The organism is Paenibacillus sp. TAB_01, from assembly GCF_043945595.1.
In the GTDB taxonomy this organism is placed as follows: Bacteria; Bacillota; Bacilli; order Paenibacillales; family NBRC-103111; genus Paenibacillus_S.
This window is the reverse complement of sequence record NZ_JBIFNP010000001.1, coordinates 4443494-4462508: the sequence shown is the minus strand read 5'-3', so window position 1 is coordinate 4462508 and position 19015 is coordinate 4443494. Positions and strand designations below refer to the sequence as shown.

Annotated in this window: 12 protein-coding genes and 2 pseudogenes; 9 read left to right on the top strand and 5 right to left on the bottom strand. The window is 55.2% G+C overall.

Annotated elements, in window-relative coordinates; all coding sequences use genetic code 11:
• The first annotated feature begins 18 nt into the window (after window positions 1–18).
• Window positions 19–2256, top strand: a pseudogene (locus ACHHV8_RS21735) (alpha-galactosidase).
• A 99-nt stretch (window positions 2257–2355) separates the two neighbouring features.
• On the opposite strand, the gene ACHHV8_RS21730 reads toward ACHHV8_RS21735, so the two are convergent.
• Both ACHHV8_RS21730 and ACHHV8_RS21725 read right to left on the bottom strand, forming a co-directional pair.
• Entirely contained in the window at window positions 2356–4206 is a 1851-nt protein-coding gene (locus ACHHV8_RS21730; RefSeq protein WP_395161496.1) for a sensor histidine kinase, read from the bottom strand.
• Window positions 4196–4942, bottom strand: a complete 747-nt coding sequence (locus ACHHV8_RS21725; RefSeq protein WP_395161494.1) for a response regulator transcription factor — start codon at window positions 4940–4942, stop codon at window positions 4196–4198. The genes ACHHV8_RS21730 and ACHHV8_RS21725 overlap by 11 nt, the downstream gene beginning before the upstream one ends.
• A gap of 214 nt (window positions 4943–5156) precedes the next feature.
• Between ACHHV8_RS21725 and ACHHV8_RS21720 the strand changes: the two genes are divergently transcribed.
• From ACHHV8_RS21720 to ACHHV8_RS21705, 4 genes are all read left to right on the top strand, one after another.
• A complete protein-coding gene (locus ACHHV8_RS21720; RefSeq protein WP_395161492.1) occupies window positions 5157–6482 on the top strand; it encodes an ABC transporter substrate-binding protein in 1326 nt (441 codons plus the stop codon).
• A gap of 116 nt (window positions 6483–6598) precedes the next feature.
• Window positions 6599–7492, top strand: coding sequence for a carbohydrate ABC transporter permease (locus ACHHV8_RS21715; protein ID WP_395161490.1), 894 nt, complete (start codon window positions 6599–6601; stop codon window positions 7490–7492).
• Between the two features lie 2 nt (window positions 7493–7494).
• Window positions 7495–8355: a carbohydrate ABC transporter permease gene (locus ACHHV8_RS21710; RefSeq protein ID WP_395161488.1), complete on the top strand. Its 861-nt coding sequence runs from the start codon at window positions 7495–7497 to the stop codon at window positions 8353–8355.
• A 74-nt stretch (window positions 8356–8429) separates the two neighbouring features.
• A complete protein-coding gene (locus ACHHV8_RS21705) occupies window positions 8430–9797 on the top strand; it encodes a sulfatase family protein (protein WP_395161486.1) in 1368 nt (455 codons plus the stop codon).
• Between the two features lie 224 nt (window positions 9798–10021).
• Here ACHHV8_RS21705 and ACHHV8_RS21700 read toward each other — a convergent pair whose 3' ends face one another.
• Window positions 10022–11167 carry a glycoside hydrolase family 88 protein gene (locus ACHHV8_RS21700; RefSeq protein ID WP_395161484.1) on the bottom strand — a complete coding sequence of 382 codons (1146 nt, stop codon included), beginning with the start codon at window positions 11165–11167 and terminating at the stop codon, window positions 10022–10024.
• Between the two features lie 174 nt (window positions 11168–11341).
• On the opposite strand from ACHHV8_RS21700, the gene ACHHV8_RS21695 reads away from it, so the two are divergent.
• Together ACHHV8_RS21695 and ACHHV8_RS21690 are read left to right on the top strand one after the other, a co-directional pair.
• The gene (locus tag ACHHV8_RS21695; RefSeq protein ID WP_395161482.1) at window positions 11342–11731 is read left to right on the top strand and encodes a hypothetical protein; all 390 of its coding nucleotides are present in this window, start codon (window positions 11342–11344) and stop codon (window positions 11729–11731) included.
• 213 nt (window positions 11732–11944) lie between these two features.
• On the top strand, window positions 11945–12772 hold the full coding sequence (locus ACHHV8_RS21690; protein WP_395161480.1) for a sugar phosphate isomerase/epimerase family protein: 828 nt from the start codon (window positions 11945–11947) through the stop codon (window positions 12770–12772).
• Between the two features lie 277 nt (window positions 12773–13049).
• On the opposite strand, the gene ACHHV8_RS21685 is transcribed toward ACHHV8_RS21690, so the two are convergent.
• The gene (locus ACHHV8_RS21685) at window positions 13050–13460 is read right to left on the bottom strand and encodes a GNAT family N-acetyltransferase (RefSeq protein WP_395161478.1); all 411 of its coding nucleotides are present in this window, start codon (window positions 13458–13460) and stop codon (window positions 13050–13052) included.
• Between the two features lie 112 nt (window positions 13461–13572).
• On the opposite strand from ACHHV8_RS21685, the gene ACHHV8_RS21680 reads away from it, so the two are divergent.
• Together ACHHV8_RS21680 and ACHHV8_RS21675 are read left to right on the top strand one after the other, a co-directional pair.
• Window positions 13573–14973 (top strand): aminotransferase-like domain-containing protein, encoded by a 1401-nt coding sequence (locus tag ACHHV8_RS21680; RefSeq protein WP_395161476.1) that lies wholly within the window; start codon window positions 13573–13575, stop codon window positions 14971–14973.
• A gap of 341 nt (window positions 14974–15314) precedes the next feature.
• Window positions 15315–16274: a mannonate dehydratase gene (locus ACHHV8_RS21675; RefSeq protein WP_395161474.1), complete on the top strand. Its 960-nt coding sequence runs from the start codon at window positions 15315–15317 to the stop codon at window positions 16272–16274.
• Window positions 16275–16471: 197 nt separating this feature from the next.
• Here ACHHV8_RS21675 and hrpB read toward each other — a convergent pair.
• A pseudogene (hrpB, locus tag ACHHV8_RS21670) lies at window positions 16472–19012 on the bottom strand (ATP-dependent helicase HrpB).
• Window positions 19013–19015 lie beyond the last annotated feature (3 nt).

Genomic DNA, 19015 nt, shown 5'->3' with positions numbered 1-19015 from the left:
TATGTACAGGAGGCAGTTATGGGCATTTTTTTTGATCAAGATACGCAAATTTTTCATCTGCAGACCCGGCGGTCCAGTTACATCATGCAGCTGGCGGGGGCCGGCTATCTGGCCCATGTATATTGGGGAAGCCGCGTAAGAGGAACGAATCCGGGAAGTATACTTACGCTTAAGGAGCGCTGTTCCTTCACACCGTCTACGGACCCTGACCGTTTGAGCTTGTCGCTGGATACGCTGCCTCAGGAGCTGCCGGCTTACGGCACCAGTGATTTTCGTGTGCCCGCCGTTCAGACGCAGGCTGCGGACGGCACGGCGGCGAATGAATTTATTTATGAGTCCCACCGTATTTACGCGGGCAAACCTAGCTTGGAAGGCCTGCCTGCGGTGTATGCGGAAAGCGAAGACGAGGCCGAGACGCTGGAGCTGGTGCTGACCGATGACCTGCTTGGCTTGAAGGCGGTTCTAATCTACACGGTCTTTCATGAGTTTGACGCCGTGATCCGCTCGGTCCAGGTACGAAAACCGCGGCAGCGAGCCGCTGAAGCTGCTGAGGGCGCTCAGTCTGGGCGTCGATCTGCCGCATGCGGAGTTCGATATGCTTCATTTGTCCGGGTCATGGGCGCGGGAACGCCATATCCAAAAGAGGCCTCTCGTGCCGGGCGCTTCCGTCATCGAAAGCCGCCGCGGGGCAAGCAGCCATTCGCTGAATCCGTTTATGGCGCTGCTCGCGAAGGGCGCGGACGAGGATCACGGGGACGTATACGGCTTCAGCCTTGTGTACAGCGGCAATTTTCTGGCACAGGCGGAGGTCGATCCCTACGGCACGACACGGGTCGTGATGGGGATCAATCCGTTCGGCTTCTCCTGGCTGCTGGAGCCGGGACAGTCGTTCCAGGCGCCGGAGGCGGTGCTCGTCCATTCGGCCGAAGGCCTGGGCGGCATGTCGCGGACCTATCATAAGCTGTACCGTACCCGGCTTTGCCGCGGGGAATACCGCGATAAAGCAAGACCCGTACTCGTGAACAATTGGGAAGCGACGTATTTTAATTTCAATGCGGAGAAAATCGAGCAGCTGGCTGCCGCAGGCCAAGAGCTGGGGATCGAGCTGCTGGTGCTCGACGACGGCTGGTTCGGCAAGCGGGATAGCGATAACAGCTCGCTCGGCGATTGGTTCGTCGACAAGAACAAGCTGCCGAATGGGCTGGGGGATTTGACGGCAAGAGTCAATAAGCTGGGGCTATCGTTCGGTCTCTGGTTCGAGCCCGAGATGGTGTCGCCGGACAGCGAGCTGTACCGGGCGCACCCGGACTGGTGCCTGCATATTCCAGGCCGCCGGCGTACGGAAGCGCGGCAGCAGCTGATTCTGGATTATTCCCGCGCTGATGTCCGGGAGTATATCGTCCGGGTAATGAGCGACATTTTGTCAAGCTGCCCCATCCGCTATGTGAAATGGGATATGAACCGCAACATGACGGAGATCGGCTCGGCGCTGCTGCCTGCGGAGCGGCAGAGAGAAACGGCTCACCGGTACATGCTCGGCTTGTACGAGGTGCTGGAGCGGATAACAACGGCGTTCCCGCATATTTTGTTCGAAAGCTGCTCCGGCGGGGGAGGCCGGTTCGATCCGGGGATGCTGTATTATATGCCGCAGACGTGGACGAGCGATAACACCGATGCGGTGGAACGGCTGAAAATTCAATACGGCACCAGCCTGGTCTACCCGATCAGCTCCATGGGAGCGCATGTATCGGCGGTACCGAATCATCAGGTGAACCGTGTGACTTCTCTGGATATGCGCGGCCATGTGGCGATGTCCGGCAACTTTGGCTATGAGCTGGACTTAACCGTATTTACGGAAGAGGAGAAAGAAATCGTCAAACGGCAGATCGCCGAGTACAAGCAGCTCCGTCCGTTGATTCAGTTCGGCGAGTTTTATCGGCTGCTGAATCCTTTTGAAAGCAATGAAACGGCCTGGATGTTCGTCTCCGAGGGACCGGAACCGAGGCGCTTGTCGCGCACTTTCAAGTGCTGTCGCAGCCGAACGCGCCGCTTAGCAGACTTCGATTGAAGGGACTCGGCCCTGAGCTTGATTATACGGTCACACTCGGTCTTTCCGCCCAAGACGAAGAGAGCGGCATCCGCTTCGGCGGGGACGAGCTTATGCATATCGGACTGCAGCTGCCTGCAGGGAAAGGCGATTTCCGCAGCCAATTGTTTCATTTGAAGGCGGATGCTTCGGGCTCAAACGAGAAGTGAGTTTATATTTATTCAAGCCTTTATTTTAATATTTGCTTAGATCGAGCTTGAAGCTCCGATAATCTAGCAGCGAAAAAAAGCTTGGCGCGAGCCAAGCTTTTATTTAGCTTGTTGAGAACCTTGAATTTGTGTGATACGCCGGTGGAGGCTCTCCAGCCGCAGCTGCGGGAAATGCAAGGTCACCGCCGTGCCCCATCCTTTTTTACTGAGAAGCTTGATTTTATTCGGTTCCCCATACTGCAGTATGATTCGCTTGTTTGTGTTGCTAAGTCCGATATGACGGATCGGATCTTCGTCGGAAGCGAGCGCGGAGCGGATTTGAGCGAGACGCTCCTTATTGATTCCGCCCCCGTTGTCAATAATCGTTACCTTCAATCTGCCTCCCTGCATTCGGAATTTGAACTTTACAAGCAGACGGGAGGTATGCTCCAATCCGTATTGAATGCTATTTTCCAGCAGCGGCTGCATGCTTAGCTTCAGCACTTCGCATTCGCCGAAGGGCTCTATTGGATCCCAAACGACTTGTATCCTATCCTTATACCGGATTTGCTGAATTTCCACATAGCTGCGGATATGCGCAATTTCTTCCTGCAGCCTGACCACCTTCGTCGAGGAATCGAGGGTATATTGTAAAATAGCCGTTAATAATTCAATCATATGGCTGGGCGCATTGGTGGAATTCGTCAATTGAAATGTCTTCCAGTAGATCGAATTGAGCGTATTATACAGAAAATGAGGGTTGATCTGAGACTGCAGCGCTTTGAATTCGAGAGCCTGCATCCGGTATAACCGTTCGGACAGCTGAATTTTCAAATATTTCTGCTCAAGAAAGCTTTCCAGAATGTGAGTAATGATAAAAGCATAAATATCCTGCTCTTGATTCGGGACGGCTTCAAGCTGGTCGGGAGCATCCGCGGATTCGAGAGTATGAATAATCCCGTATACTTGGCGGTAATTTTTCCCCGTCAGCCATAAGGCGGCAAGCGCACACAAGGCTAGAGCGGCAACCGACAGCAGACAAGTAATAATGATTAAGGTAAACGATAGACTGTACAGCGACTTGCGCGGTACGATCGAGATTAAATTCCAATTGAGCCGAGGGGCTTTTTTAACCGTTAAATGGTAAATTCCGTTGTCCATCTGGAGTGTATCGAACTGCTCGGGCAGCTTCAAGGACGGAAGGATCTGATCGTATTCCGCGTCTCCCGACTGCATGATAACCTGGTTCTGATCGTCCGTTATATAGAAGCCCCGGTTCGGATATTCGTTTAAGGACGGGAATGACTTGACAAAGTAATCAGGATACAAATTCAGGACAATAACGCCTTTCTCGCTGCCGTTGTTCCGTACGGTAATTAATTTATAAATGCTCACGACTTGAGACGGCGCGCTTTCGAAAGCATAGTTGTACAAGCTTCGTACTTCCGTTAAGAGTCCCGGCGCCGGCGTATCCAAATGATTCCTGTAGCTGTCATACCAGCTTTTATCCAGATAGGACGGCAGTTTGACCAGCCCTTCGCGCGAGCTGAGAAACCGCTGCTGCTCATTAGGGTAATAGACATAAATGGAATGGACATAGGGCCTGGAATTGGCCGACACATCGATAATATGCCGCAGATAATATAAGGCTTCCGCATCCTCATAGGAATAATTGGGCTTGGAAAGGATGTCGAAAAGCTTATCGGCAATCTTGGGATTCGTATTGAAGGACAAGCTGAGAGAATCAAGCTCCGAGGCGACCACCTGAAACAGCTCATTGTATTGATTCAGCAGCTTTTCCTGGTTTTGCTCGGCATCTATGCGCGTGTACCGCTGCGATATAACTATCGATAAAGAGCCGAGCAGCAGCAGAGGAATTAAGCAGAGCGCCAAAATATTTCTCAAATTGTTGAAGAAAAATTTGATTTTAAGCGACCGGCCGATATGCGGCTTTTTTAAATTAACGACCATGTTTAAACTGCCCCGGGGTTGTGCCGTGAAATTGCTTAAACGCCCGAATAAAGTTTTTGGGGTTGGCATAGCCTACCGCTTCGCTTACTTCAACCGCTTTCATATGTCCGTGCTTTAACAGCTCCGCCGCTTTCTCCATCCGCACTTTCAGGATATATTCTGAAAAATGAATCCCCGTCTTCTTCTTAAAATAGACGCTGACGTAGCTTGCGTTCATCTCCACCAGATCGGCTACGTGCTGCAGGGTAATCGTGCGGTAGTCCTGATTCACGCATTTGACAATGCTGGAAATCACGGGATCGCCCAAGCCCTGAAGCGGTGCCTCACTTGCCGTTCCTCCGGCTGTCAGGCCATTTTTCAACTCGTCCATCGCGTCCTTGAGCTGGCTGAAAACATGGACAATATCGTCATACTTGGCAGGCTTGAGCATGTAGTGGGTGACCCCGTAGCTCATCGCCTCACGGGCATATTCGAAATCGCGGTATGCGCTCAGCAGCACAACCCGAACGCCCATTTTGCGCTCGTGAATTTGTCTGCACAGCTCCAGCCCGGACATCACCGGCATTCGGATGTCGCAGAGCAGCGCATCTACCGGGTTCGATTCCAGGTATGACAGCGCCTCCAAACCATTGCTGACCTGCTTCACAACTGTGAACCCGACCGATTGCCACGGGAAGCAGTTGCATAGCGTATCTCGTGTATCCTCTTCGTCATCTGCAGCCAAAAGTTTATACATCCGGTTCACCTCACGTGTCATTATAGCAGAAAATCGACAAAATCCCAGCTAATCGCGTTACAATGATTCGGAAAATCCAAAATAATGATACCTTTTCCCAATGAGACAAAAAAATGTAAACGTAATCAATAAGAGAGCAACTTTTTTTGTTTTTGTTTTCAATGCTATGATTGAAAGCGTAATCATCAGGACTACAGAAATAGGGGGAATCAAAATGAAGAAATCGATCAAGGGCATCGCAAGTCTCGTTCTTTGTTCCATCGTGGGACTTTCGCTTGCAGCATGCGGGAATTCAGCCGATCCGCAAGCGCAGAATGGAAGCGCAGCCGGCGGGGACGGCACCAAGCCCGTTACTCTAAGATTCAGCTGGTGGGGGAACGATACCCGTCATCAGGCAACGCTGAAGGCGATTGACGCTTATACGAAGCTGCATCCGAATGTGAAGATCGAAGCGGAATATACGGGCTTTGACGGCTTTTACAACAAATTGCTGACGCAGTTCGCGGGCCAAACCGCGCCCGACTTATTCCAGTTCACTTACGAATGGGATAACGACATGTATGATTTTCTGCTGGATTTAAAGCAGTCGAAATCGCTGGATACGAGCGGCTACGATCCTTCCGTGCTTCAGAATTTCGGTACCTATAAGGACAAAATGATTATGGCGCCGGCTGGCGCAACCGCGACCTCCTTATTCTATAATCAAGCCTTCCTGCAGAAATTCGGCATCCCGGAAAATACGGAATGGACTTGGGACAGCTTGATGGATACCGGGAAGAAGGTACATGCCCAGGATCCGAATGCGTACCTGCTCAGTGCGGATATCGACGTCATTTACAAATTGATTCTGCAGCCATATGTGGCCCAGATCACAGGGAAGAACTGGATCAATGACGACTTTACTCCTGCATTCGACAGTGTCGCATTGACGAAAGGGCTGACGTATGTTTCCGATTTGTACAAAAACGGAGTCCTGGAGCCGTTCGGGGACAGCTCCGCGTTCGTCGGGAAGATGGAGCAGAATCCGAAGTGGATTAAAGGCCAGATCGGCATCCTGTTCGACTATATCTCCGCTTTCGATAAATATAAGCAGTCGGTGCCCGACGGCAAGCTGGGCGTAGCCGCTTATCCGATGGCTCCGAACGCGCTGCAGTCCGGCAATCCGATCGCGGCAGGAACCGGCTTTGCGGTAAATAAAAGCTCCGCGAACGCAGAAGAAGCTGTGAAATTTATCAACTGGATGATTAACGATAAAGACGCGGCGCTTATCCTTGGCGCACAGCGCGGCATTCCGGCAACGAGCACGGCCAGAAAGGCTCTTGAGGATGCGAAGCAGCTCGATCCTAACATCACGAAGGGACTCGATCTGGCAGGCAAGCAGAAAACGATTGCTCCAAACGTCATCAGCATCAATGCGGATCTGGCGCAAATCGCCAAGGATTCGCTGCAAAAGCTGATTTACCAAAAGGAGACGCCTGAGCAAACGGCGGATGAAATTTCAAAATCCTACGGGACCAAGCTGGCGTCCCTAAAGAAATAGAAGTTTGGCATCAGAGGAAAAGCAGGGTCATTTAAAAAGAGATGCCGCCTGAGAGGGCGGCATTCTTTCCATGATCCGTACATCGGCATGTCCGTGACAGGAAAGGAGTCAGCATAGTGAAGCAGTCAATGAGGTTTACGAATGCCGCTTGGGGATTATTATTCATTTCACCATGGATCATCGGATTTGCATGGTTTCAGTTTTATCCGCTGTTGTTATCGTTGTACTATTCTTTTACGGATTATTCGATCGTGAAGGCGACGCACTTTATCGGCTTGCAAAATTACGTGACCATGTTCAAGGAGGATAAGGACTTCTTCCCGTCTCTGCGGGTAACCCTCCTGTACACCTTAATGGCGGTGCCGCTCAAGCTGGCATTCGCACTATTTATAGCGATCATTCTGAATTCCAAAGGGAGATTCATCAACGTATATAGAACCATGTACTATTTGCCGTCCATTCTGGGCGGAAGCGTGGCCATCTCGATTCTGTGGCGGTTCTTATTTATGCGCGAAGGGATTGTGAATCAGCTGTTGTCGTTCCTGCATATCCCGTCGGTCGACTGGCTGGGCAGCCCGAACGTAGCTTTATGGACGATCAGCTTCCTCGTGGTGTGGCAGTTCGGTTCGTCCATGGTTTTGTTTCTCGCAGGGCTGAAGCAGATCCCGGCCGATTTGTATGAAGCCGGCATGGTGGACGGCGCGAGCAGATTGAAGATGTTCGTCTCCATTACCGTTCCGCTCTTAACACCTATCATTTTGTTTAATCTGGTCATGCAGACCATCGGCGCGCTGCAGGAATTTACCGCGGCGTTCGTAGTAACGAACGGCGGGCCGATGAAATCGACTTATTTGATCGGGATGAAAATTTATGACGACGCCTTTAAGCTGCTGCATATGGGCTATGCCTCCGCTTTGTCCTGGGTGTTGTTTGCCATCATTCTAATCTTAACCCTGATCATCTTTCGCTCATCCAGATCATGGGTGCATTATGAAGACGGAGGGAAATAACGATGATGCTGCAATACGGAAAGGAACCGACACTCGCAGGCAGAGTCATCAAAAATATGGTGCTGCTGGCTCTCGGCCTGGCTATGATTTATCCGCTGATCTGGCTGTTTTTCGGATCGTTCAAGACGAATATCGATCTGTTCGGCTCGCTGTCGCTGATCCCCAAAACGTTCGTTTGGGACTCCTACAGCAAGGGCTGGCAGGGGACAGGCCAGTTTACTTACAGCACCTTCTTTCTGAACACGGTAATGCTTGTCGTACCGACTGTGTTTTTTACCGTCGTTTCCAGCGCAATTGTCGCTTATGGCTTCGCGCGGTTTCAATTCCCGCTTAAGGGCGCGCTGTTCGCCCTGATGATTTCGACGCTGATGCTTCCGCAAGCGGTGATTATTATTCCGAGGTATTTGATTTTCCGCAATCTGGGATGGCTTGACGGTTACTTGCCGTTTATCGTTCCTGCCATTTTCGCCTGCTACCCGTTCTTTATCTTTATGCTGATCCAGTTTTTCCGCGGCCTGCCGAGAGAGCTGGACGAATCGGCGGTTATGGACGGATGCAATCCGATTACGATTTTGTTCCGTATTTTGCTTCCGCTGTGCAAGCCGGCTTTATTCTCTGCAGCCATCTTCCAATTCATATGGACGTGGAACGACTTTTTCAACTCGCTCATCTTCATCAACAGCGTCAAGAAATATACGGTTTCTCTCGCGCTGCGCATGACTATAGATTCGACCGGCGGAACGGTAGCTTGGAATCAGATCATGTCGATGTCCGTGCTGGCAATTTTGCCGCCGCTGCTGATCTTTTTCTTGTTCCAGCGGTATTTTGTAGAAGGCATTGCCACGACAGGGATCAAAGGCTAGTTTGCTTGCGCTTTGAAGGAATGCGCTTGAAGGAATTAGGAATAAGGGAAACCAGCAAAGGAATGATGTGAACGATGGAATCAAAGAAACGGCAGGAGCGCAAACCGAATGTCATTGTGTTTTTTACGGATCAGCAGCGTTGGGATACCACGGGCCTGCACGGCAATCCGTTGGGGCTTACTCCGCATTTCGACCGGTGGGCCTCCGAAGGAACGCATCTATACAACACTTTTACATGCCAGCCGGTCTGCGGTCCGGCAAGATCGTGCCTGCAAACTGGGCTGTATGCAACGACGACCGGATGCTACCGCAACGGGATTCCTCTCCCGGAAGGTTCTCGTACGCTGGCTCACGGGTTTCGTGAGGCCGGTTATGCGACAGGATATATCGGCAAATGGCATTTAGCGTCCACCAAGACGGAGCCTGTCCCGGAATCGCTTCGCGGCGGCTATGAATACTGGCTTGCGGCCGATTCCCTGGAGCATACGTCCGATGCGTACGATACCGTCCTGTATAATAACGATAACGAACGGCTCAAGCTTCCGGGGTACCGGGTAGATGCGCTGACGGACGCTGCCGTCCGCTATGTGAACGACCATCAGGAGGAACCGTTCTTCTTGTTCCTCTCTTATCTGGAACCGCATCATCAGAACCGCAGAGACGACTATCCGGCGCCGTCCGGTCAAGAGGCTTCCTACGTCTCGGCTTGGACGCCGCCGGATTTGGCGGCGCTGGGCGGCACCTCGCAGCGGCACCTGCCCGGGTATTATGCGATGGTCAAGCGGCTGGACGAAGCGCTGGGCAGATTAATGGATGCCTTGATCAGTCTGGATTTGGCGGATTCTACGATCGTTCTGTTCACTTCCGATCACGGAAGCCATTTCAAAACGCGCAACGGGGAGTACAAACGGTCCTGCCACGACAGCTCCATACGTATCCCGGCGGCTGTTTGGGGGCCGGGCTTCGACGGCGGAGGGCGTATCCGCGAGCTTGTCAGCTTGATCGATCTGCCGCCGACGCTGCTCGATGCAGCCGGGCTGGAGGTGCCGGAGGCGATGCAGGGACGCTCCGTTGTGCCGCTGGTCAACCGGCAGGAGACGGTGTGGCCTAACGAAGTATTCGTTCAGATCAGCGAGTCCCAGGTTGGAAGAGCCGTTCGCACCAAGCGCTGGAAATACAGCGTAAGCGCGCCGCAGCGGGATGCGATTAAGGATAGCGCGAGCGAGGTTTACGTCGAGGAATTCCTGTATGACCTGCAAGCCGACCCATGGGAGCTGAATAACCTGATCGCGAGCGAGGCGCACCGGGAAGTGAAGCAGGTGCTGCGCAAGCGGCTCATCCGCCGGATGACGGAAGCGGGGGAAGCGTCTCCTCTTATCGAGGCGGTCCAAGAACACGAGCATGGACAGCTGAAGGTGCTTGCGTACGAGTGCCAGGAGTAAGCCAGGTGTAGTTCTTGCCCGCTTGCCGTCTTCCAGCTGAGTCTGCTGGGAAGCCTTGGAGCCCAAACGGTTGGATCGAATAAGTTTGGATTGGATTTAGCCTTGAGGACGAATTGATATGCAGCTCAAAAAAACGGCTCCTGCGCTGGAAGCAGCACAGGAGCCGTTTTTTCTTTTTTCACCGGAATTTCCGGCGGTTATCTCATGTTGAAAAAAAGATTTTCTTAAAAAATATCGCGGTCCCAGCCGTTCAGCTTGGCAACAGCCTCGGCAAAATAATAATCGCCGTAGATGAGCGAGACGCCGATGTTTTTGTTCTGCGGCTTATTGCCTGTACCGTGCGTCAGGATCGCCTCGTGCTCCGGCTGATCCCAGGTAGCATACCGTTCCGACAAAGCCGCCAGCATCCGCTTGGCGGATTCGAGGTACAAGCCGGACTCGGCTGCAGGCACGAGCTTCGAGAGCTCAATCAAGCCGGAGGCGGCGATGGCTCCCGCCGACGTGTCGACAGGCTCCTGCGCCGGGGAATCGGTGCGGAAATCCCAGAGCGGCACGGGATCGGCGTTCAGCTGGGAGAGGAAGAAATGGCTGATGCGTTTGGCGGCCTGCAGGTAGCGTTCTTCCTTCGTGAACCGGTACGTATTGGCGAAGCCGTACAGGGCCCACGCAGTTCCACGGCTCCAGGCCGATCCCGGCGCGTAGCCTTGTCCGCCCAATTCGTACGTATACGCTCCCGTTTCCGGATCGAAGCAGCAGATATGCCGCGTCGACCCGTCCTCCCTCACAAAATGACGCAGCGCCATATCCGCATGCGCTATGGCGATATGCTTGAAGCGGGGATCGCCGCTCTCTTCGCTGGCCCAGAATAGAAGCGACAGATTCATCATGCAGTCGATGATCGCCCAGCCCTCGTTGCCGTCGTTCCATTCGCCCGGCTTCGGGTTCCAGGCCCGGATAAAGCTGCCGGCCAGATTAAAGCGGCCGCACAAGAAATTGGCAGCCTCCAGCCCGCGCCGCTTGGCGTCTTCGTCGCCTGTCACTTTGTGTTTAAATACAGCGGTCGGAAGGAATTGAAAGCCGACGTCGTGATGAAACTGCGAAGGCTCGATAAAATGCTGCTCGAAGCGAGCGTCCCAGGCCCACGCCTCCGATTTATATTTTTCCTCGCCTGTTCTATCATACATGAGCCACAAGAGGCCCGGCCAAAAGCCCGAGGTCCAGGCATCCGTACGGTTATCGTCATAGATTCCGTTAGGCGGTGCCGTATGCGGACTCTTCCCTTTTAAACGGGGGATCATACTATCGATTTTCGCTTTGATCCGGTCTTCTATTTCTTTAAAGCCAAGCTCGGATTCCTGCTGCTGCAGCATTGTGGTTCCTCCTTTAAGGACAGGGATGATATCGCTTTCATAAAAAGGTATTCGACACGTACGCCGGTCTTCCTTCACGTAAAAAAAATAATAGAGCCGCATGCTAAAGGACGGGCTCGCTTCATAGAATAGAATTACACTTAGGGAAACTAAGTGGCAAATGGAGGGATTGCTATGGGAGAAGCAGAGCAACGGGATCAGCTGTGGATGGAAGAGGAAGCCAGGCTGCGTATTGCCGCAACGGAGGAAGAGGACGTAGAGGACGTAGAGGAAGAAGACGATGACGACGATGATGAAGTAGAAGAAGCGGAGACAGACGCAGAAGAATCGGATGGCGATGAGCCGGACGAGGAAGAAGCTGAAGAAGAGGCGGAAGAGGCAGCTGAGGAAGAAGCCGAAGAAGAGGCGGAAGAAGCTGAAGACGAAGCTGAGGATGACGAGGATGACGAAGACGACGAAGACGACGATGACGACGATGACGATGACGAAGAAGAAGATGATGATGCGGAGGAAGATGGCGACGATCCGGAAGAAAGCGATTCCGAGTCAGAAGTGACGGATTAGCTGTTTGCTCCAAATCCCTTCTCCAATGTTAAAAACGATCCGCCTGTTCAGCGATGAGCAGGCTTTTTTCTTTGCGCTGCGCCTTCCATGGTATATGAACAGGGCTTGGGGGCGCCTATCCAATGAAAAACGGACATGTAGTTTTACCCATTTACACTGTGATATAGTAAAAAAAGGAAAATGCCATTATGACGACTAGAGGAGGCCCGATTCATGTCTTATTTATCGGTTAGTACCTGGAGCTTACATCGCCTGCTTGGACCGCTTCGCTGGACGGAGTGGGATGCGGAGCAGAAAGCGCACAGGACGCGGGAACAGGAGCAGCCGCAGGTGCTGACGCTGCTGGAGCTGCCCCAGGAAGCGGCTCGCCGGGGTTACCGGGCGGTTGAGATCTGCCACTTCCATTTCCCGTCCACAGAGCCCGACTACTTACATCGGCTGCGCAGCGCCTTTACATCGGCAGGCATCTCCTTCGATACGCTGCTGCTCGATTACGGCAACTTGACGACGGAGGACGAGACGAGGAAGGAAGCTGATCTCAGCCTGATGCGCAGCTGGATCGATGCCGCCTCGGAGGCGGGAGCTAAACAGATCCGCATCGTGGCCGGAGAAGCCCAGCCGACGGATGAGCAGGCGATCCGCCAATCGGCCGAAGCGCTTCGGGCATTGGCCGATTATGCCGCTGAGCGAAATGTACGCGTGATCACCGAAAACTTCAAATCCTTGACCTCGACAGGAGAAAGCTGCGCGAAGCTGCTTCAGCAGGCCGGGGATCGGGTTGGCATCATCACCGACTTCGGTAATTTCAAGTCTCCGAGCAAATATGACGAGTTTCTGGTCACTCTGCCGCACAGCGTCTCCGTGCATGCCAAGGCTCATTATGACGAAGCCGGCTTGCCGGATACGGAGGAATATGTCCGGTGTCTGGAAACGGTGCGCACATCCGGATATAACGGAGCGGTCGTGCTTATTTATGACGGGCCGGGGGATATGTGGGAAGGGCTGGACCGGATCGGCCGGATTGTGAAGCCTTATTTGTAAGGATAATATGAAGTCGAACGAAGTGGAGAAGGTATTCCCGGTTGCTTTTCGGGAATACCTTTTCTATTTTATAAGCTGTCATGCGAAGCGAAGCTGCAATTTGCTGAACCTGCAACGTGAATGGAGGTGCAGGCTGGAATTACGATCTAGCGAATGAGTGCAGCTGAAATCTATGATTCAACCAATAAGTTGTAGTTGAAACTGCACTGCCGCGGCTGTTCGGCTGCGTGAACGAACTCAGCGGTTTCTCGTTCCGATTCCTCACGCCACGTGAAAGTTACTTAGGACGACGGATCATCATCTCCCTGCGGATAAAGCCGTACTGCTCATATAAACCGTGCGCGTCACGGGTGCCGAGCAGCATGCTGGTGCGGCGGACCTGAGGGTGATCGACAATGTATTGCATCATCCGTTTCCCGATCCCCTTCCCGCGATGCTCAGGATGAACGATGACATCGCAGATCCAGGAAAAAGTCGCTCCATCCGTGACGGCTCGCAGAAACCCGACTTGTTTTGAGCCATGGTATACTCCGACGCACAGGGAAGCTTCCAAGCTTTGAGCGATAAGCTCCTTGCTTCGGTGCTCGGCCCAATAGCTGGTTTGAAGCAGGGAATAAATGTCATCCAGCTGAAGTAAAGCCTTATTATCGCTGATTCGGTATTCAAGAAATGGCTGATCGACGGTCATCTGTTATCCTCCTGTGCTTTTGGATTTCTTTTGTAATGAGTATAATGGATACAAATAAAGGGATACAGTTAAAATTATCCCATCTGTATCCATACAGAGAGGGGGATGACGATTGGAGAATAAATATCAATTTGTGATGGAGCAGATCAAAAAACAGCTGGTTGAAGGCAGCATCAAGCCAGGAGAAAAACTGCCCTCTATCCGGGAGCTGTCCAAGCAGTTTTCATGCAGCATGAACACGGCAATTCATGCCTATCGTGATCTGGAGGAGGCGCATTGGATTTATTCGGTTCCCAAAAGCGGCTATTATGCCGTTGTCCGGTCTGCCGTCACCGAGGTTCCTTCGCCATTAGCATGGATCGATTTCTCTTCCGCCGCACCGGACCCCGAGGTGATGCCGTACGGTGATTTTCAGCACTGTCTGAACCGGGCCATCGAGCTGTATCGGGATCAGCTGTTTGCCTACTCCGATCCGCAGGGCTTTCCTTCCCTGCGCAAAGAGCTGGCAAGACATCTCGCATGCGATCAAGTATTTGCGGAGCCGGAACGGATTTGTGTGGTGTCGGGTTCCCAGCAGGCGCTGCACCTGCTGACAGCGATGCCGTTTCCGAACGGCAAATCGGTTATTTTGGCAGAACAGCCCGCCTACTTCGGGATGCTGCGTTCGATCGACCTGCTCGGTGCGACTGCCATCGGCATCGCCCGGTCGGAGGAGGGCATCGATCTGGACGAGCTGGAGCGTCATTTTCGCGGCAACCCGATCAAGTTTTTTTATACCGTGCCCCGGCTTCACAATCCTCTGGGTACGAGCTACCGGCAGGAGCAGAAGCGGGAGATTGCGAGACTTGCCGAAAAATACGACGTTTACATCGTAGAGGACGATTATGTAGGGGATTTGGCTTTAAACCGGAAGGAAGACCCGATCTATACTGAAGACCGTTCAGGCCGTACGGTGTATTTGAAAAGCTTCTCCAAAGTCATGCTGCCGGGACTCAGGCTGGCCGTGGCCGTTGTGCCCAAGACGCTGCTGGAAACGTTCCGCTTGTTCAAAGCCTCCTGCGATTCCAGTACGGCCGCGCTCTCCCAAGGCGCGCTTGAAATGTATATCAGCTGCGGGATGTTCGATAGGCATGCGGAGCAGATGCGGCAAAGATATCGCAGCCGCATGGATGCGCTGCGCAAAGCATGCGAGCGCTATATCCATCAGGATGAAGCGCTTCAGGGTATGCGCGCAAGCGTGCCCGATGGAGGCATCTTCGCAAGGCTGCTGCTGCCGGATGCCATCCCGGCCAAGGAATTTGCCGCCGCGTTAAAGCTGAAGCATATTTTGGTCATGCCTACGGACCCTTGTTACTTGAGAGGGACGCCCAAAGATAATGCGGTCCGGATCAGCGTGATCAGGACCGATGAGGAGAAGATCGCTCTTGGCATAGAACGGCTGGCCGCTATGGCACGGGAATGGCTGTACAGCCGCACAGCTGCGCCGGCCGCCCCTGTCATTGATTGGATCTGAAACGCTCCATATGCTCTCCTGTATCGTTCCCTATCGGGCGGTACAGGTTTTTGCGATGGTCATGATCGCTGAGCTTATGCGATTTGCAGTGCCGCAGCCTTCCGGCGCATCCGATCCGAAGAATGGAAGAGAAGCCGTGCAAGGACGACAAATCTTGCACCCGCAAGCCGTCTAAGAAAACAAACAAAATCATAAGTTTGTCGCGTAGGCAGGCAGGGCTCCGCCCCGATACATTATACATAAAGCAGGATAACGATGGAGCCGGAAGTGTAGCGGTTGCAGGCTGGGGCCTATGAAGAGGGACAGCCTGAGGCTATCACGGGCATGGGAGGGCGGAGAAGATGAAATTAGCGGAGATGCTGGGAACGCACAAATCGAGATTATGGACGTTGTCCAAGCAGATGGGCGTCGATTACGCCGTGGCCGGACTGCCGAGGGAAGAGAACGGGTATAAGCCGTGGGATTTCATGAACCTGCTGCATATGAAGCAGCGCTTCGAAAACTACGGCATTCAGGTGGAGGTTATCGAATCCCGTCCGCCGGCCAATAAGATTAAGTTGGGGCTGCCCGGCAGAGACGAAGAAATCGCCGTGATTCAAGAGCTGATCCGCAACATGGGGAAGGTGGGGATTCCGGTTTGGTGCTACGATTTCATGGCCGAATTCAATTGGTTCCGCACTTCAACGACGACGCCGACGCGCGGAGGCGCAATCGTCTCAAGCTATGACCATTCTCTGATGAAGGAAGCTCCGTTTACGGAAAACGCCCCGATCAGCGAGGAGCAGCTGTGGGAAAACCTGGCCTATTACCTGAAAGCGATTGTGCCTGTTGCGGAGGAGGCCAAGGTGAAGCTGGCGCTTCATCCTGACGACCCGCCGATTTCCCCGATCCGCGGCGTTTCCCGCATTTTGACGAGCGCGGACGCTCTCCAGCGGGCGATCGATCTGGTGCCGAGCGAGTACAGCGGCATTACCCTTTGCCAGGGAACGCTGGCGACCGCAGGCGACGATATTCCGGCTGTGATCCGCCGGTTTGCGAAGCAGAACAAGCTGTTCTTCGTTCATTTCCGAGACGTGCGCGGTACGGCGGAGAAATTCGAGGAAACGTTCCATGACGACGGCAAGACGGATATGTATGCGGCGATGAAAACGTATGCCGAATGCGGCTTCAACGGCCCGGCGCGTCCCGATCATGTTCCGACGATGGACGGGGAGAGCAACGAACACCCAGGCTACGAAACGCTGGGCAGGCTGTACGGGGTCGGCTATATCAAGGGCTTGATGGAGGCAGCTTACCGATAAAAAAGAACCGCCGGGTTCCATTCAATGAATTGAATTGCACTCCAATAGTTAGACACCAGCTAACGGTTGAGGTGCAGTTCATCCATTTGACGAATGGAGTCCGGCGGTTTTATGTGTAAGGAAGGCCCGTTTGAAGCCCGATATCCCATATTCGATATCCGCAAGCGTAAGACGATACTGATGCTCCAAGCTGGCCGTCAGCTGTTGGGCCGGACCCGGCGGGTCGGCGGCGCAGCTAATGGGTCGTCCGGCCAATAATGCTTGGGATATCGGCCTTTCAGGTCTTTTTTGATGTCAAAGTAGGTGACGGACCAAAAGCTGGCCAAATCCTGGGTGACCTGAACCGGCCGCTGGGCGGGAGAGAGCAGATGCAGCGTGAGCGGCATCCTGCCGCGTCCGATCCGCGGCGTATCGAGCAGCCCGAACATTTCCTGAAGCCTCACGGACAGCAGCGGCTGAGTCGGATCGCTGTAATCGATCGCGATGCGGGAGCCGCTCGGCACAGTCAGGTGAGTCGGCGCGTAAGCATCCAGCTCCCGGCGCTGCTCCCACGTCAAGGCCCCTTCAAGAATATCGTGAAGATTCAGGCGGCCCAAGTCGTTGCGGCTCTTCATTCCATACAGATGCGGGGCAAGCCATGTCTCCAGCTCCCGAAGCAGCGCTTCTTCCTCCGCGTCCGGCCAATTCGCCGGGTCCGGCATAATGCATGAAGCGCATGCGCAGCTGCAGCTGCCGCGAAGCCTTGGACCAAGGGAGGATAGACAGGCCCTCTGTCCGGATGCCTTGCAGCAGAGCGGCCAGCGCAGCGTCCGGATCGGGCTGCGCGACCGGCAGCTCCTGCAGCGTCAGCGCGCCGAGGCGCCTTCGTTTGCGGGCGCGCACCGCCTGCGCCTGCCGGTCCCACTCGATCACGGTCTCCTCCGTGATCTGGCTGCCGCTGCAGGCTTCCAGCTCCTGCAGCGTAAGCGGCGCGGCCAGGTGAATCCGGCTGTCCTGGCCCTGATCGTCTAGCGCGGCCGCGACCAGATAGGCCGAGGACGACAGCGGCTGCAGCTCGCTGAATGCGGCGCCGCGGCCGCTTCGCAGCAAGAAGCGGCCCGTCGTCCGCAGCTGCCCGATGCGGTCGGGGTAAGCGAAAGCCAGCAGCCTGCCGCAGGCATCGGCGTCCCGCGGCTCCTCCTTGGGCAGCCGCAGCGCGCGCTTCCACTGAGCCGCTTCCGCGAGAATGCGCCGGCAGGCGGCGGTGTCGACGGCGAACCCGTCGTAGACCGCTTCGCCTTTCGCTGTCGCATTGCCAGCGCCGCCGGCCGCCCGCCCGACGCGCTGGAGCGCCTCCAGCCGCAGCCGCAGATCGGCGTTGGCCGGCTGCATCGGCCCGCTTCGCAGAATATCGCGCTCGTTCAGCAGCGCGGCCAGCTCGCAGGCGAGCCCGCCCAGCCCGATGGGCTCCGCCTGCAGAATCATGTGGGCGAGCCGGGGATGCAGTCCGAGCTCCGCCATGCGCTTGCCGTGCGGCGTCATGGCGCCGTCCTGGCCGAGCGCGCCCAGCTGGCGGAGCAGCTCGCGCGCCTGCGCATACGCCGCGGCGGGCGGCGGGTCGAGCCAGAGCAGCTCGGACGGGTCCGCCGTGCCCCAGGCCGCCAGCTCAAGCGCGAGCGGAGCCAGGTCGGCCTCGAGCATCTCCGGCGTCGTTTCGGCCGCCAGGCGGCGGTCTTCCGCCTCGGTCCAGAGGCGGTAGCATACGCCGGGAGAGAGCCGTCCCGCACGGCCCCGGCGCTGATCCGCCGACGCACGGGAGACTTGGACCGTCGTCAGCGAGGTCATGCCCGTCCGCGGAGAGAAGCGGGGCACCCGCATCAGACCGCAGTCGATCACGATGCGGATGCCTTCAACGGTCAAGCTCGATTCGGCAATCGAGGTGGCCAGGACGATTTTGCGGACGCCCGGCACACTGGGCGCGATGGCTTGATCCTGCGCCTCCTGCGGCAGATTGCCGTACAGCGGCGCTATGAGGATGCCTGCGCCAAGGCGAAGCTCTTGCAGCCTTGCCTGGAGGCGGCGGATCTCTCCTTCGCCGGGCAGGAAGACGAGCAGGTCTCCCGGCTCGCTTGCCAGCGCCTGTTGGATGCAGCGAACGGCGTGCGGCTCCACCCGGCCTTCGGCGGGGCGGTCGAGGTAGACGGTCTGCACAGGGAAGCTGCGCCCTTCACTGCGGACAACGGGGGCATCGCCCAGCAGCGCCGCGACAGGCTCGGCTTCAAGTGTCGCGGACATGACGAGCAGCCGCAGATCCTCGCGCAGCAGCGATTGGGACTGCAGGCACAAGGCCAGTCCCACATCGGCATGCAGGCTGCGCTCATGGAATTCGTCGAAGATGACGAGTCCGACCTCCTCCAGCGCCGGATCGTCCTGCAGCAGGCGGGTCAGCACGCCCTCCGTGATGACTTCGATCCGTGTGGAAGGGCTGGCCGGGTATCGAGCTTGACCCGGTAGCCGACCGTCTGGCCTACCTGTTCTCCCAAGGAAGCCGCCATAAACCGGGCGGCGGAGCGCGCAGCCAAACGGCGGGGCTCCAGCATCAGTATTTTGCGGCCGGCGAGCCAAGGCTCGTGCAGCAGGGCCAGCGGCACGCGGGTTGTTTTGCCGGCGCCGGGCGGCGCTACAAGCACGGCGCCGGTCCGGGAGCGGAGCGACGCGGTCAGCTCCGGCAGAGCGGCATCAATCGGTAATTCGGTCATAAG